This window comes from Janibacter zhaoxuefangae, from assembly GCF_050271985.1.
Taxonomy (GTDB): domain Bacteria; phylum Actinomycetota; class Actinomycetes; order Actinomycetales; family Dermatophilaceae.
Window position 1 is genome coordinate 2,080,926 of record NZ_CP189849.1, and the last position, 14,355, is coordinate 2,095,280.

The 14,355-nt window shown below is 71.0% G+C and carries 14 protein-coding genes; 5 read left to right on the forward strand and 9 right to left on the reverse strand.

Annotated elements, in window-relative coordinates:
- Window position 1: 1 nt before the first annotated feature.
- A complete protein-coding gene (locus tag ACQBAS_RS09780) occupies window positions 2-781 on the reverse strand; it encodes a biotin--[acetyl-CoA-carboxylase] ligase (RefSeq protein WP_427383613.1) in 780 nt (259 codons plus the stop codon).
- A 24-nt stretch (window positions 782-805) separates the two neighbouring features.
- Between ACQBAS_RS09780 and ACQBAS_RS09785 the strand changes: the two genes are divergently transcribed.
- Together ACQBAS_RS09785 and ACQBAS_RS09790 are read left to right on the forward strand one after the other, a co-directional pair.
- A complete protein-coding gene (locus ACQBAS_RS09785; protein ID WP_427383614.1) occupies window positions 806-2,458 on the forward strand; it encodes an acyl-CoA carboxylase subunit beta in 1,653 nt (550 codons plus the stop codon).
- Window positions 2,455-2,709: an acyl-CoA carboxylase subunit epsilon gene (locus ACQBAS_RS09790; RefSeq protein WP_427383615.1), complete on the forward strand. Its 255-nt coding sequence runs from the start codon at window positions 2,455-2,457 to the stop codon at window positions 2,707-2,709. The genes ACQBAS_RS09785 and ACQBAS_RS09790 overlap by 4 nt, the downstream gene beginning before the upstream one ends.
- Window positions 2,710-2,749: 40 nt before the next feature.
- Here ACQBAS_RS09790 and ACQBAS_RS09795 read toward each other — a convergent pair whose 3' ends face one another.
- Window positions 2,750-4,030 carry a multidrug effflux MFS transporter gene (locus ACQBAS_RS09795; protein WP_427383616.1) on the reverse strand — a complete coding sequence of 427 codons (1,281 nt, stop codon included), beginning with the start codon at window positions 4,028-4,030 and terminating at the stop codon, window positions 2,750-2,752.
- A gap of 78 nt (window positions 4,031-4,108) precedes the next feature.
- Here ACQBAS_RS09795 and ACQBAS_RS09800 point away from each other — a divergent pair, with 78 nt between their 5' ends.
- Both ACQBAS_RS09800 and ACQBAS_RS09805 read left to right on the forward strand, forming a co-directional pair.
- Window positions 4,109-5,872 (forward strand): DUF885 domain-containing protein, encoded by a 1,764-nt coding sequence (locus tag ACQBAS_RS09800; protein WP_427383617.1) that lies wholly within the window; start codon window positions 4,109-4,111, stop codon window positions 5,870-5,872.
- Window positions 5,873-5,893: 21 nt separating this feature from the next.
- On the forward strand, window positions 5,894-6,742 hold the full coding sequence (locus ACQBAS_RS09805) for a hypothetical protein (RefSeq protein WP_427383618.1): 849 nt from the start codon (window positions 5,894-5,896) through the stop codon (window positions 6,740-6,742).
- Window positions 6,743-6,797: 55 nt separating this feature from the next.
- Here ACQBAS_RS09805 and ACQBAS_RS09810 read toward each other — a convergent pair whose 3' ends face one another.
- The 5 genes from ACQBAS_RS09810 to ACQBAS_RS09830 all read right to left on the reverse strand — a co-directional run bounded on the left by ACQBAS_RS09810 (window position 6,798) and on the right by ACQBAS_RS09830 (window position 12,202).
- Window positions 6,798-8,063 carry a lipase family protein gene (locus ACQBAS_RS09810; protein WP_427383619.1) on the reverse strand — a complete coding sequence of 422 codons (1,266 nt, stop codon included), beginning with the start codon at window positions 8,061-8,063 and terminating at the stop codon, window positions 6,798-6,800.
- Between the two features lie 123 nt (window positions 8,064-8,186).
- Entirely contained in the window at window positions 8,187-8,606 is a 420-nt protein-coding gene (locus ACQBAS_RS09815) for a hypothetical protein (protein WP_427383620.1), read from the reverse strand.
- A 111-nt stretch (window positions 8,607-8,717) separates the two neighbouring features.
- On the reverse strand, window positions 8,718-9,362 hold the full coding sequence (locus ACQBAS_RS09820) for a Maf family protein (RefSeq protein ID WP_427383621.1): 645 nt from the start codon (window positions 9,360-9,362) through the stop codon (window positions 8,718-8,720).
- A 58-nt stretch (window positions 9,363-9,420) separates the two neighbouring features.
- Window positions 9,421-10,995 carry an acyl-CoA carboxylase subunit beta gene (locus ACQBAS_RS09825; RefSeq protein ID WP_427383622.1) on the reverse strand — a complete coding sequence of 525 codons (1,575 nt, stop codon included), beginning with the start codon at window positions 10,993-10,995 and terminating at the stop codon, window positions 9,421-9,423.
- 28 nt (window positions 10,996-11,023) lie between these two features.
- Window positions 11,024-12,202, reverse strand: coding sequence for an acyl-CoA dehydrogenase family protein (locus tag ACQBAS_RS09830; protein ID WP_427383623.1), 1,179 nt, complete (start codon window positions 12,200-12,202; stop codon window positions 11,024-11,026).
- A 77-nt stretch (window positions 12,203-12,279) separates the two neighbouring features.
- On the opposite strand from ACQBAS_RS09830, the gene ACQBAS_RS09835 reads away from it, so the two are divergent.
- Window positions 12,280-12,675 carry a MerR family transcriptional regulator gene (locus ACQBAS_RS09835; RefSeq protein WP_427383624.1) on the forward strand — a complete coding sequence of 132 codons (396 nt, stop codon included), beginning with the start codon at window positions 12,280-12,282 and terminating at the stop codon, window positions 12,673-12,675.
- A gap of 33 nt (window positions 12,676-12,708) precedes the next feature.
- On the opposite strand, the gene ACQBAS_RS09840 is transcribed toward ACQBAS_RS09835, so the two are convergent.
- Together ACQBAS_RS09840 and ACQBAS_RS09845 are read right to left on the reverse strand one after the other, a co-directional pair.
- On the reverse strand, window positions 12,709-13,896 hold the full coding sequence (locus ACQBAS_RS09840) for a serine/threonine-protein kinase (RefSeq protein ID WP_427383625.1): 1,188 nt from the start codon (window positions 13,894-13,896) through the stop codon (window positions 12,709-12,711).
- Window positions 13,889-14,341 (reverse strand): helix-turn-helix domain-containing protein, encoded by a 453-nt coding sequence (locus ACQBAS_RS09845; protein WP_427383626.1) that lies wholly within the window; start codon window positions 14,339-14,341, stop codon window positions 13,889-13,891. The genes ACQBAS_RS09840 and ACQBAS_RS09845 overlap by 8 nt, the downstream gene beginning before the upstream one ends.
- Window positions 14,342-14,355: the final 14 nt, after the last annotated feature.

Here is a 14,355-nt window from a genome sequence, read left to right on the forward strand (position 1 = left end):
CTCAGCCGATCCTCCTGACATGCACGACGTCACCTGCCGCCACCGTAGCCGAGCCGTTCTCGCCGCGAACGAGCAGTCGGCCGCCGTCGTCGATCCCCGTCACGCGCACGCGCTCGACCCGCCCCCCGGGCTGGTGCAGATCCACGTCCCGGCCGACGGTGCCGCACAGTCGTCGATAGGTGTCGCGGACCCCCTTCGCCGTCGTGGGGTCGCCGAGGGCGGTGTGCAGCCGCGCGAGCTCGAGCAGGCAGGCGGCGGCCACCGTCTCGCGCAGGGTCGCGGCGGCCATGGCGCCCGCGAGCGCCAGGGAGGTCGCGGTGTCCACGGGGAGTTCCTCGCGGGTGTGGTCGACGTTGATCCCGATCCCCACGACGACCTGGCCCTCGGCGAGCTCGCAGAGGATGCCGCACGTCTTGCGGTCGCCGTCGGCGGGCAGGAGGACGTCGTTGGGCCACTTGAGGTCCGCCTCGAGCCCGGCCACGGACGTCACCGCCCGGGCAACCGCCATCCCGGCGATGAGCGGCATCCATTCCGGAGTGGCGGGCGCGGGGACGAGCACCGACATCGCGAGGCCCGCGCGCGGTACCTCCTCCCACGAGCGACCCAGTCGGCCACGGCCCCCGGTCTGCAGTTCGGCGAGCACCGGCTGCCACGGCACCATGCGGCGCCGCACCTCGAGATTCGTCGAGTCGACCTCGTCGAGGACCACCGGCTCCCCGAAGGGGGACCCCGGCGTGATCAACGCCTCTCTCAAGGCTCGGATTTCCAAGCGTGCGCGCATGCGGCCAAGGCTAGGCTGCGCGGCATGGCCCAGACCACTGACTCCCCGACCGTCCCCGGGCAGGCGACCGCCATCGGCGGCACCGACGTCCCCGGCGACATCGACATCCACACCACCGCCGGCAAGCTCGCCGACCTCAAGCGCCGCGTCAACGAGGTCGCGCACGCCGGCTCCGAGCGCGCGGTCGAGAAGCAGCACGCCCGCGGCAAGAAGACGGCCCGCGAGCGCATCGAGATGCTCCTCGACGAGGGCTCCTTCGTGGAGATGGACAAGTACGCGCGTCACCGCTCGACCGCCTTCGGGCAGGAGAGCAACCGCCCCTACGGTGACGGCGTCGTCACCGGCTACGGCACCGTCGACGGCCGCCAGGTCTGCGTCTTCGCGCAGGACTTCACCGTCTTCGGCGGGTCCCTCGGCGAGGTCTTCGGCGAGAAGATCGTCAAGGTCATGGACTTCGCCATGAAGATCGGCTGTCCGGTCGTCGGCCTCAATGACTCCGGCGGCGCGCGCATCCAGGAGGGTGTCGCCTCGCTGGGCCTCTACGGCGAGATCTTCCGCCGCAACGTGCACGCCTCGGGTGTCATCCCGCAGATCTCCCTGATCATGGGCCCGTGCGCCGGCGGTGCGGTCTACTCCCCCGCCGTCACCGACTTCACCGTCATGGTCGACCAGACCTCGCACATGTTCATCACCGGACCCGACGTCATCAAGACGGTCACCGGCGAGGACGTGGGCATGGAGGAGCTCGGTGGCGCCAAGACGCACAACAGCCGCTCCGGCGTCGCGCACTACATGGGCGACGACGAGGAGGACGCCATCGAGTACGTCAAGGCGCTGCTCTCCTACCTCCCGAGCAACAACCTCGAGGACGCACCCGCCGACGAGATCGAGAACGACCTCACGGTCAGCGACCTCGACCTCGAGCTCGACACGCTCATCCCGGACAGCCCCAACGTCCCCTACGACATGCACACGGTGATCGGGCACGTCCTCGACGACGAGGAGTTCCTCGAGGTCCAGGCGCTCTTCGCGCCGAACATCATCATCGGCTTCGGCCGGGTCGAAGGTCGCCCGGTCGGCGTCGTCGCGAACCAGCCGATGCAGTTCGCCGGCACGCTCGACATCGACGCCTCGGAGAAGGCCGCCCGCTTCGTGCGCACCTGCGACGCCTTCAACATCCCCGTCCTCACCTTCGTCGACGTCCCGGGCTTCCTGCCGGGCACCGACCAGGAGTGGAACGGCATCATTCGCCGCGGCGCCAAGCTCATCTACGCCTACGCCGAGGCCACGGTCCCGCTCGTCACGGTCATCACGCGCAAGGCCTACGGCGGCGCCTACGACGTCATGGGCAGCAAGCACCTCGGTGCCGACATCAACCTCGCGTGGCCGACGGCGCAGATCGCCGTGATGGGCGCGCAGGGTGCCGTCAACATCCTCTACCGCAAGCAGATCGCGCAGGCGCAGGCCGACGGCGAGGACGTCGAGGCGGCCCGTCAGCGGTTCATCGCCGAGTACGAGGACGCGCTGGCGAACCCGTACGTCGCGGCCGAGCGGGGCTACATCGACACCGTCATCTCGCCGTCGAACACGCGCATGAACGTGACGAAGGCGCTCCGGGCCCTGCGTGGCAAGCGCGCCACCCTGCCGCCCAAGAAGCACGGAAACATCCCGCTGTGAGCGAGCAGGAGCAGGCCGCGGCCGAAGCAGGTGTCGAGAGCGCCGACCAGTCGGCGCAGACGATCCGCATCATCGGCGACGCGACCCCCGAGGAGACCGCGGCGCTCGTCGCGGTCCTCTCGGGCCTGTCCGGGGGCGCGGAGGAGACTCCCGCGCCCCGGCCCTCCGGGTGGACCGACCGGCGACGCCTCGTGCGGTCGCCGCTGAGTCACGGCCGGGGCAACTGGCGCGCGAGCGCGCAACCGCGCTGAAGGGGGCCGGCCCGGCTGATGTCGGGCCGGCTCAGCTTTTTCAGGCGTCGGTCGTCGTGTCGGTGCTGACCGCAGCGCTGTCGGCCACGGCAGGGTGCACGCGCACGTGCCATATCCACAGCCCCGCCGCCGCGAGCGTGCACGCGCCGGCGACGAGCGCGAGCACGGTCATCGAGTGGCTCACGAAGGGGGACACGACCCCGGCCACGAGCGCGTTGAGCAGCGTGTTGGACAGCGACTGGACGGACGACACCGTGCCGCGCTGACGCGGCCTCAGTTCGAGCAGGTCGAGCATGATCACGGGGAAGGCGAGCGCCATCCCGATCCCGAGGAAGGCTGGCGCGGCGACGGTCCACGGCAGCGATGGGGAGGACACGGCCTCGTGCGCGACCTGGAAGGCAGCGCCGATCAGTGACAGTCCGAAGCCGACCATGACGAGCGTGTGCTTCGGGGTCCGCTCCGCCAGTCGTCCGCTCAGCCACGAGCCGACGATCATCGCGCCGACGATGGGGATGAAGAGGACGCCGAAGTCCCGCTCCCCCAGGCCCAGGTGGTCGACGACGATGGCCGGCGCGGAGGAGATGTAGAGGAACAGCCCGGCGAAGTTGAGCGCCGCGGCCGCCGCGAGGCGCAGGACGGGCACGTCGGTCGTGCACTGCCACAGCGAGCGCACGATGGGGCCGACCCGGACGGGGGTGCGGTCCTGCGGCGGGTGACTCTCGGGCAACCCGAGGGCGACGAGGCCGGCGAGCAGGACGCCGTAGACGGCGAGGACCCAGAAGATGCCCTGCCAACTCGACCAGCCGAGCAGCCAGCCGCCGACAATCGGCGCGATCGCCGGCGCGATGCCGAAGACCATCGACATCTGACTCATGAACCGCTGCGCATCCGGTCCGCTGTAGAGATCGCGGACGACGGTGCGGGCGATGATGAGTCCGGCGCCGGCGAAGAGGCCCTGAACGGCCCGGGCCAGCAGGAGCAGCGGCATGCTCGTGGCGAGCGCGCACAGGACCGACGCCCCCGCGTAGAGCAGCAGTCCGCCGACCATGACGGGCTTGCGGCCCAGCGCGTCGGAGAGCGGTCCGTGCACGATGCTGGCCGCCGCGAAGGACAGCAGGTAAATGCTGATGAGCTGCTGGAGCTCGACCTTGTCGCCGCCGAGGTCGCGACCGATCACCTCGAAGGCCGGGAAGATCGTGTCGATCGTGAAGGGACCGATCATGGTCACGACGGCCAGGAGGCCGACGAGGGCGAGCGTGCCGGCGCGACTGGTCGGGACTGCGGTGGCGTGCGCGGGATTCGGGTCCGACGTGGTGCTCACGGGGCGTCGACCGGGGGCAGCACGCAGACGTTCATACGGGCAGCCTACGGCGCCACCGGCCTGCGGTACGTTCGGGCCGTGACCGACGCCAACACCCCCGCCCCGTCCCCGTCGCCGAACAGCACCCCTGCCGCGAGCGCGCCCGAGGGGCCGCGGACCCCGACCCCCGTCGACGCCATCGCCGAAGCCCACTTCGAGGCGAGCATCCGGCTGAGCCCGCTCGAGGCCACCTACCTCGGCGTCCCGGGGCACGACGGCGACCTCGACGACTTCTCCCCCGCCGGCTACGAGGCCCGCTCACAGCAGCGTCGCAAGACCCTGGCCGCCCTCGCCAACGCCACTCCGGTGGATGACGTCGACCGCGCGACCATCTCGGCGCTGCGCGAGCGCCTCGAGCTCGCCGAGGAGCTTCGGGCGGCCGGCCTCGAGGAGTCCGAGCTCAACGTCCTCGCCTCGCCGCTGCAGGCCATCCACGGCGCCTTCGACCTCATGCCGACCAATTCGGTGGAGCAGTGGGCGACCTTCGCCGAGCGACTGGACAAGGTGCCGGCGGCCCTCGCCGGCTGGACCGAGACGCTCCTCGCCGCGGCCGCCGCGGGCCGCGTCTCGCCGCGCCGCCAGGTCGCGGCGTGCGCGCGACAGTGCGCCGACCTCGTCGCCGACGACGGCTGGTTCGCGCTCCTGCTGGGCGAGCCGCGCATTGGCGACGACCCCCTTCCTGCGGACCTGCTGGACCGGCTCACCGCCGCCGCCGGCCGCGCTCGCGATGCCTACGCCACCCTCGGCGAGTCGCTCACCGAGCGGCTCCTACCGCTGGCCCCCGAGGCGGACGCGTGTGGGCGCGAGGCCTACTCCCTCCACTCGCGCTCCTTCCTCGGCGCCACCGTCGACCTCGAGGAGACCTACGCGTGGGGGCAGGAGGAACTCGCGCGGATCACTCAGGAGATGGCCGAGGTCGCCGACCGGATCGTGCCCGGCGGCACCGTGGACGACGCGATCGCCGCGCTCGACGCCGACCCCGCCTACCAACTGCACGGCACCGAGGCGCTGCGCGTCTGGATGCAGGCCATGGCCGACAACGCCATCGACGCCCTCGGCGCCGAGCACTTCGACATCCCCGGACCGGCCCGGCGCATCGCCTGCATGATCGCGCCCACGCACACCGGGCAGATCTACTACACCGGGCCGAGCGACGACTTCTCCCGCCCGGGCCAGATGTGGTGGTCCGTGCCGAAGGGGGTCACCGAGTTCACGACGTGGCGCGAGCTGACGACCGTCTACCACGAGGGCGTGCCCGGACATCACCTCCAGATCGCGCAGACCGTGCACCGCAAGGACCTGCTCAACCGCTGGCGTCGCCTCGCCTCGTGGACCTCCGGGCACGGCGAGGGCTGGGCCCTCTACGCCGAGCGACTCATGCAGGAGCTCGGCTACATGGACGACCCGGGTCACCTCCTCGGCCTCCTCGACGGGCAGTCGCTGCGGGCCGCGCGCGTCGTCATCGACATCGGCATCCACTGCGGCTTCGAGGCGCCGGCGGAGGTCGGCGGCGGGGAGTGGACCTACGACAAGGCGTGGACCTTCCTCACCGCGCACGCTCGCATGGACGAGGCGTTCCTGCGGTTCGAGCTCGACCGCTACCTCGGCTGGCCGGGCCAGGCGCCGAGCTACAAGATCGGCCAGCGACTCTGGGAGCAGCTGCGCGACGAGGCCCGCGAGCGCGAGGGTGACGCCTTCGACCTCAAGGCCTTCCACCGCCGCGCCCTCGACGTCGGCGGCGTCGGGCTCGACACCCTTCGCTCGGCCGTCCTGGGTTCGTGGGAACTGCCTGACGTCCACTGACGGAAGCCATAGGCTCGCGACGTGCGGATGACATGGGGAGCAATCGTCGCGGTGGCATCGATGGCGGGGCTCGGGGCGTGTTCCGCCGAGCCATCCAGCGACGCCTCGGCCACGGTGACCGCGACGAGTTCGAGCAGCCGCCCGGAGAAGGTCACGAAGACGACCACGGTGACGGCCACGGCGAGCACGACGCGCACGACGAGCCCGGCGCCCACGACCACGCCCCGCACGACTCCCACCATGGGCCCCCTCCCCACGGACATCGGCAGCTACGCCGACGCCTTCGTCAGGGCCTGGGGCATCGGCGATCAGCCGAGCGCCTCGCGCTACGCGACGGTGACGACCGTGAGCAGCCTCTTCGCCATGGACCCCCGCGGCGGCAGTACGTGGAAGCGCGGATCGCAGGTGGAGCAGGACGGCCGCATGCAGGTGAGGTACACCGACGGCGCGGGGACCGCGCTGTACGTGCTCATCGACCGGGGCCTCACCGCCACGGGCAGCGAGGACGCCATCGTCGCCGCCAACCTCGAGTACGAGGGCGACTCCACGGGCTACGACGCCGGCGAGGAGGCCGCGGGCGTCTCGGACATCGCGGTCGCCGAGACGACCGTCGCGGCCTACTGCGACGCGCTCGTGCGCGCCTGGGGCGCGGGTCAGCGGTCGACGGCGGACAAGTACGCCACCCAGACCGCCATGACCCAATTGTTCGACGGCTACGGCACCGAGGGTGGCAGTTGGAGTCGCTCCTCCAGTGACGCGTACTCGGCGACGTACACCGACGCCTCCGGGACGACGTTGACCCTGTGGGTCGAGCCGCAGGCCGTCGTGGCCGGACGCGGCGACGGCGCCTACATCGCGGACTTCTCCTGATCCGACGTGCCGTGCCGCGCCCCGGCGAGATCGCCGGGGCGCGGCACGGCCGCCCTCAGACGGCCCAGCAGTTCGTGAGCGGCGCCCAGCCGCGGAAGCGGGCGTCCAGGTAGGCCATCTCGGCGACGAAGTTCGGCACCGTCCCCCCGGCATGCGTCGGGACGAGGCTGGTGTGGAAGGTGACCCGCGCGCCGCGGTCGCACCAGTCCGAGGCCATCCGCTTGCCGACGGAGTACGGGATGATGTCGTCCGCGAGCGAGTGGACGACGAGCGCGGGCGCCTTCGGCTTGATGGTCCCGATCCGGCTGTCGGCGAGGACCGAGCGGAAGGGCTCCTCCCCGAAGTACTCCGTGAGCGGGCGACCGTCCTTCGTGAGGTCCCGCGACGTCATGAAGGAGTAGGAGAGGAGGTCGGTCACGCAGGTGTCCTTCGCGCTCTCGAGCCGCTCGAGCCCCGGCGCGTTGAGGTACTGCGACATGTCCAGTCCGTAGCCAGCGGCCAGCCCGTTCACGGCGTAGCCGAGGAAGAGGGAGTAGAGCGACCCGTCGAGGATCTTGGCGGTGGCCGCAAGGTCGGCCGGGACCGCCCCCGAGACGCTGCCCTTGAGATCGAGCTCGGGCGCATACGACCCGGCCAGTTCGGCGGCCGCGGCCGAGGCGCCACCACCCTGGGAGTAGCCGGCGAGGGCGACCGGACCGTTCGGGGCGAGGCCCGTGCCGGGGAGTCGTTGGGCGGCGCGGACCGAGTCGAGGACGGCGTGCCCCTGCACTCGACGGTTCATGTAGGTGTGCACACCTGGCGTGCCCAGACCCTGGTAGTCGGTCAGGACGACGGCGTAGCCAGCGGCAAGCAGGCCGGAGACGAAGAGCGACTCGTACTCCGTGCCCTCGCCACCCGCCCGGGACGGGGCGCAGCGATCGGCCATGCCCTGGGTGCCAGCGGCGTAGCCGATGATCGGGCGCGAGGCACCGGGACCGGTGTAGGTCGTCGACGGGACGAGCAGGGCGCCGCTGACGGCGATGGGCTGGCCGTCGTTGTCCGTGGTGCGGTAGAGCAGCCGCGTGGCCTTGCCCGGGAAGCGGGTCACCTTGAGCGGGTCGAGGTACCACGTCATCGGCTCCGAGCGGACGATGTCGCCGTTGGCCGCGGGCAGGGTGGCGGGCGGTTGATAGAAGGGGATCGCGTCGTCGCCGGGGACGGCGGCAGTGGCGGCAGTGGCCGCCTGGGGTGCGCCCAGGCTCGACCCGATCGCGAGGACGGCGGCGAGCAGGGGCGCGAGGGCGAGGGCGCGGCGGCGGGAGCCACGCTGGAGTGACGTCATTGTCAGGTCCATTCCGTTCGGAGGGGCTGGTGCCTGAACCCTACGTCGGGGTAACCGACTTGTCCTGTTGGGCAGCGGTCAGTCGAGCACCGCTCAGTCGAGCACCGCTCAGCCCAGCACCGCTCAGCCGACGCCCTGATCGATGATCTGCCAGACCTCGGCGTCGGACTGCCGGCCGACGATGAAGCCCCACCCGCGTTCCTCGTCGGACAAGGAGCTGTCCCCGCCCTCGGACCGCCCCGTGAAGGCGACGATCCAGGCCTGGGCGTAGTCGTCCGACGTCGACTGGCCGCCGCTGCCGGCCATCGCCGCCTTCTCGTCGATGAGGCGGACGTCCCGCAACCCGCTCCACCGGACCGGCCGATCCCAGCGGCCGAGGCGTTCGTCCGGGTCGGCGATGAGCCGGTTGGCGGTCTCGAAATCACGCGCGTCGATCGCCCGCAGGTAGGTGCGCACGGCCTCTTCGGGTGAGGACGAGGCGGTCGGGTCCGGGACGTCCTCCGTCATCCGGAAGGTCGCGAACGACCAGAGCGCGACCGCCACCACGGCAACGCCGACGAGCAGCGCGACGACCCTCCCCCGACGGTGCTACCCGTATCATGGCAGGTCCTGACGCGGGGATCGGGGGAACGCGTCGATCGGTCGTGCCCGAGGTCAGTCGACGAGGTCGAACCAGGCAATCCCGAGCTCGACGAGCAGCTCGCGCAGGACGGGCAGGGACACCCCGACGACGTTGCTCGGGTCGCCCTCGATCCCACTGACGAGCGGCGCGCCGAGGCCGTCGAGGGTGAAGGCGCCCGCCACGCGCAGCGGCTCGCCGGTGGCGACATAGGCGTCGATCTCCTCGTCGGAGACTGCGGCGAAGTGCACCGTGGTCGAGGCGGTGACGCCGAGGGTGGCGCCCGTGCCCCCTTCGTCCTCGTCACGCACGTCGATGACCCAGTGACCCGTGTGCAGCACCCCGGATCGGCCGCTCATCCGACGCCACCGCGAGGTCGCCTCCTGCGCGTCGACGGGCTTGCCGTGGACCTCGCCGTCGAATTCGAGCACCGAGTCGCAGCCCAGCACGAGGTCGCCCTCGAGCCCATCGCCCTCGATCGTCGCGGCGACGTCCTCCGCCTTCGCCTTGGCGAGGACGAGCGCGACGTCCTCCGCGGGCAGCGTCCCGTAGTGCGACTGGGCGGTGTCGACGACCGCGTCCTCGTCGACGTCACTGACCACGACGATGGGGTCGACGCCAGCGGCGCGAAGGGTGGCGAGACGGGCGGGGGACGCGGAGGCGAGGACGAGGCTGGTCACCGGGCGAGGGTATCGCCCGACCGCCGGGCCGCCCCGATCGCCCGGGGCGCGTGGGGGCTCAGACCGGGGGGATCCCCCGGCGCTTCGTCGCGAAGGCGCGGTCCCGATGCGCCGCGTAGCGCAGCCGGCGTAGCAACTCCTCGCGCAGCTCCTCGGGCTCGACGACGTGATCGATGACGAGGTCGGCGGCGAGCCGCTCGAGGTCGACGTCCTCCTCGTACTCGCGGCGCTTCTCGGCGACGAAGGCGTCCCGCGCCTCCACACCCTCGGCCGCCTCGACCTCGGCGATCTTGTTGGCGTAAACGGCGTTGACCGCGGCCTCGGGGCCCATGACCGCGATCCGAGCAGTCGGCAGCGCGATGGTCGCGTCCGGCCCGAAGCCCGGCCCGCCCATGGCATAGAGGCCGGCGCCGTAGGCCTTGCGCACGACGACACAGAACTGCGGCACGGTCGCACTCGACACCGCCGAGACCATCTTGGCGCCGTGGCGGATGATGCCGCCGCGCTCGACCTCAGAGCCGATCATGAAGCCGGGGACGTCCGCGAGATAGATCAGCGGGATCGAGTAGGCGTCGCACAGCCAGATGAAGCGGGCTGCCTTGTCGGCGCTGTCGGTGAAGAGCACGCCGCCCTTGACGGCGGAGTTGTTGGCGACGATGCCGACGGTCTCGCCGTTCATCCGGCCCAGGCCGATGACGAGCTCCGCGGCAAAGAGGGCCTTGATCTCGAAGAAGCTCTCGTCGTCGACGAGCGAGTCGATGACGTCGTGGACGTCGAAGGGCTCGCTCTCGCGCTCCGGGATGGCGGCCCGGGTGAGGGGCGTGGCCGGCATCTCGGGCTCGTACGAGGGCGGCGGCGACTGCCAGTTCTGGGGCAGGTACGAGAAGTAGAGCTTGGCCATCTCGATGGCCTCGGTGTCATCCTGGACGAGGATGTCGCCGACGCCGGAGACGGTGCAGTGCATCCGCGCCCCACCCATGTCCTCCAGGGAGACCTTCTCCCCCACGACCATCTCGGCCATGCGCGGGCTGCCGAGATACATCGAGGCGTTGCCCTCGACCATGATCAGCAGGTCGGTGAAACTCGGGATGTAGGCGCCGCCCGCGGCCGACGGACCGAAGAGGCAGCAGATCTGCGGGACCTTGCCCGACAGCGCGACCTGGTTGTGGAAGATGCGTCCGGCGCCGCGGCGCCCCGGGAACATCTCGACCTGGTCGGTGATGCGTGCGCCGGCGGAGTCGACGAACCAGAAGATCGGCAGTTCCTCGCGCAGCGCCATCTCGGTGGCACGGACGATCTTCTCGACGGTGCGGGCGCCCCACGACCCGGCCTTCACGGTGGGGTCGTTGGCGATGACGATGACGGGGCGGTCGTCGACCGTGCCGCGGCCGGTGACGACGCCGTCGGCGGGCAGCCCGGGCGCGAGAGCGTTGGCGTAGCGACCGTCCTCGACGAAACTGCCCTCGTCGACGAGCAGCGCGATGCGATCGCGGACGTAGAGCTTGCCCTGGGCGGCGAGCTTCGCGGCGGCCTTCTCCGGCGCGGCTGCCGAGGCGGCGTGCGCCGCGGCGAGCCGCGCGCGGACGTCGGCGACCTTCGGATCGGTCTGGGACGGCTGCTCGTTCACCGGCATACCCTCACTGTGTCAGTCGGACGCGTCATCAGGCCGGAAGGCCGAGGTGGCGGGCGATGAGCATGCGCTGGACCTCGGAGGTCCCCTCGCCGATCTCGAGGATCTTGCCGTCGCGATAGAAGCGGGCGACGGGGTACTCCTCCATGAAGCCGTTGCCGCCGAAGATCTGCACGGCGACCCGGGTGGCGCTGACGGCGGCCTCGCTCGAGTAGAGCTTGGCGATCGAGGCGGCCTGCTTGACGTCCGCGACGGAGCGGCGACCGGCGTTGTGCTCGTCCTTGAGCCAAGCCGCCTTGTAGGTCAGCTGGCGAGCGGCCTCGACCGAGACGGCGAGGTCGGCGATCTGGAAGGAGATGCCCTGGTTGGCCCCGATCGGCCGACCGAAGGCCTTGCGGGTCCTGGCGTACTCGATCGACTCCTCGAGCATCCGCTGGGCCATGCCGAGCGCGAGCGCCGAGATGGCGATGCGGCCGTCGTCGAGGGTCTTGAGGAACTGTCGGTAACCCTCCCCTTCGCCACCGAGCAGGTTGCCGGCCGGCACATGACAGTCGGCGAAGGTGAGTCCGTGGGTGTCGGAGATGTGCCAGCCAAGCTTGTCGTAGGCGGGCTCGACGGTGAATCCCGGTGTGCCGGAAGGAATCATGATCGCGCTGATCACCGGGGCGCCGTCTTCGCGGGTGCCGGTGCGGGCGGTGACCGTGACGACGGACGTGATGTCCGTGCCCGAGTTGGTGATGAAGGCCTTGGCGCCGTCGACGACCCACTCGTCGCCGTCGCGGACCGCCTTCGTGCGGGTGGCCCCGGCGTCGGAGCCGGCGTCGGGCTCGGTGAGCCCAAAGCCGGCGAGCGCGCGGCCGGCGACGAGGTCGGGCAGGAAGCGCTCCTTCTGCTCGTCGGTGCCGTAGGTGAGGATCGGGTTGATCCCGAGGCCGACACCGGCGCTGAGGGTGATGCCGATCGACTGGTCGACGCGGCCGAGCTCCTCGATCGCGACGCAGAGGCTGGTGAAGTCGCCGTCCTCCCCCATGCCCCCGTACTCCTCGGGCACGACGAGGCCAAAGAGGCCCAGGTCGCCCATCTTCGGGACGAGGTCGGCCGGGAAGTGGTGGTCCTTGTCCCACTGCGCCACATGGGGCTCGACCTCGCGCTCGGCGAAGTCGCGAACGACCTTGCGGAAGTCCTCGTGGTCCTTGCTCAGCTCGAACATCGATGTCCCCTGATGGTGGCGCGACGGTTACCGCCGGTGCTTGACGTTGACGTCAACGTAAAGCAATACTCCGCGACATGGCAACCCGATCCGGCGACGGTCAGACGTGGACGATCCGTGAGGTCGCCGACGAGTTCGGCATCACCACGCGGACGGTCCGGCACTACGAGGACATCGGGCTCATCTCGCCCGAACGGCAGGGCACGACGCGGATCTATCACCGTCGGGACAAGACCCGACTCAACCTCATCCTGCGCGGCAAGCGACTCGGCTTCCCGCTCGAGGAGATCGCCAAGATCATCGACCTCTACGACGCCCCTCGGGGCAGGCGCAGCCAGCTGACCTACGTGCTCGACCAGATCGACGAGCGGCGCGCCGACCTCGAGCAGCGTCGCCGCGACATCGAGGACGCGCTCACGGAGTTGGACGGTTTCGAGCAGCGCTGCCGCGCCGACCTCGACCGCCTCGCCTGAGGCCGCCGCTCCACCGGTTGGGACTGCTCGCAGTCAGCGTGGCGGTGGGTCCCAGGCGTAGCTGCCGTCATCGCGCCGCTGGCAGGTGACGTCCACACCGTCCACGGTCTCCTCGTGCACACCGACATCACTGAACTCGCAGACCTGCCCCGGAGCGACGACGACCGTGCCGACTCCCACCGACCCCTGTGTGTCGCTCGGCGCGGGCGTGTTCGAGCTCGGCGACGTCTCGGCGCCGGGCGTCGTGCTGGGCGTGGACGGGGTCGTGACCTGCTCACTCGGTCCCTCGCCGTCCGACGACCAGGGCGCCCAGATCAGCACCGCGGCAAGCGCCGCCAGGACGACGAGCGCTGTCAGCAGGAGCGCGCGACGGGACGGCCGGTCACGTTCGGGGGGCTCGACGCCATCGGCGGAGGCCTCGACCTGGCGGAGCACCTCGACGTCGCCCATCGCGTCGGGATCCCACGCGAGCGATGGCAGGTCCAGCCGCCGGACCACCTCACCTGCCGACTGCGGGCGAGCGACCGGATCCTCCCGGATCAACTCGGTGACGAGCTGCCACAACTCATCCGGCGTGCCGTCCGGACGCGTCGGTGGCGGCGTGGGGTGCGCGCCGGTGAGCATGGCGATGCCGACCTGTCCCAAGGCGTACAGGTCGGCGGTCGGGTGAGGCTCGGCACCGCTCAGGGACTCGGGCGCGCCATAGGCCGGGGTGCCGGACCACTGCCCGGTCTGGGTCAGGCGCACCCCGTCGAGTTCGATGGCGATGCCGAAGTCCGTAAGGAAGGCGTGGGGTCGCTCGGCGCCGGTGGCCGCCAGCAGGACGTTGGCCGGCTTCACGTCGCGATGAAGAATGCCGGCCGCGTGCACGGCCTCAAGCCCGCTGCCGAGCTGACGGAGGATCTCGGCGACAAACGCGGGAGGCAGCGGCCCGTGGTCCCCGATCAGGGTCGCGACCGATCCGCCTTCGACAATCGGCATGGTGAAGAGCACGCGGTCGTCCTCCCCCGCCCACGACAGGGGTGTGAGTACGTGAGGGTGGACGACCCGGAGGGCCTGCTCCCGCACGAAGCGCAACAGCGACACGGCGTCGGACTGCCGGAGCACCTTCGCCGCCACGATGCGCTTCTCCCGGGAATCCCACACTCGCCACACCGTCCCCATCCCACCCTCGCCCAGGTGGTCGAGGAGTTCGTAGCGCCCCGCGAAGACCTCACCCACGCGCGAGACCGGCGGCTCGGCGCAGTTGGCCCGCGAGGGCCGCGGCGCCGGTGGCATCGGCGGCATCGGCCGTGGTCAGCAATTGCTCGACGGTGGCCGACGCGGCCAGCGCCCGGGCGACCTGGAGGTCATCGCCGTGGACGCCGGTCAGGGTCGGCTGCTCCTCACGGATCTCCCCAAGGCGCGCCTGCAGCTCGTCCGGCGTCAGGTTGCCGCCTTCGTGCGCGAGGGCGAGCAGACGCTGCAACCGGTGCACGACAGCGGGATTCCCGATCTTGACGCGCTGGCCGCTCAGGAGTTGGGAGAGCATCGGAGCCGACAGACCCAGGGCCTCGGCGAGCCGGCCCTGCGTGAGACCCAGACTCGTCCTGACCTCGGCACCAAGCTCTGACAAGGGCGCACCATAGAGGGCGCGCTGTTGCTCCAGGGCGTCGGCGGTCGTCACACCGGCAGCATAGG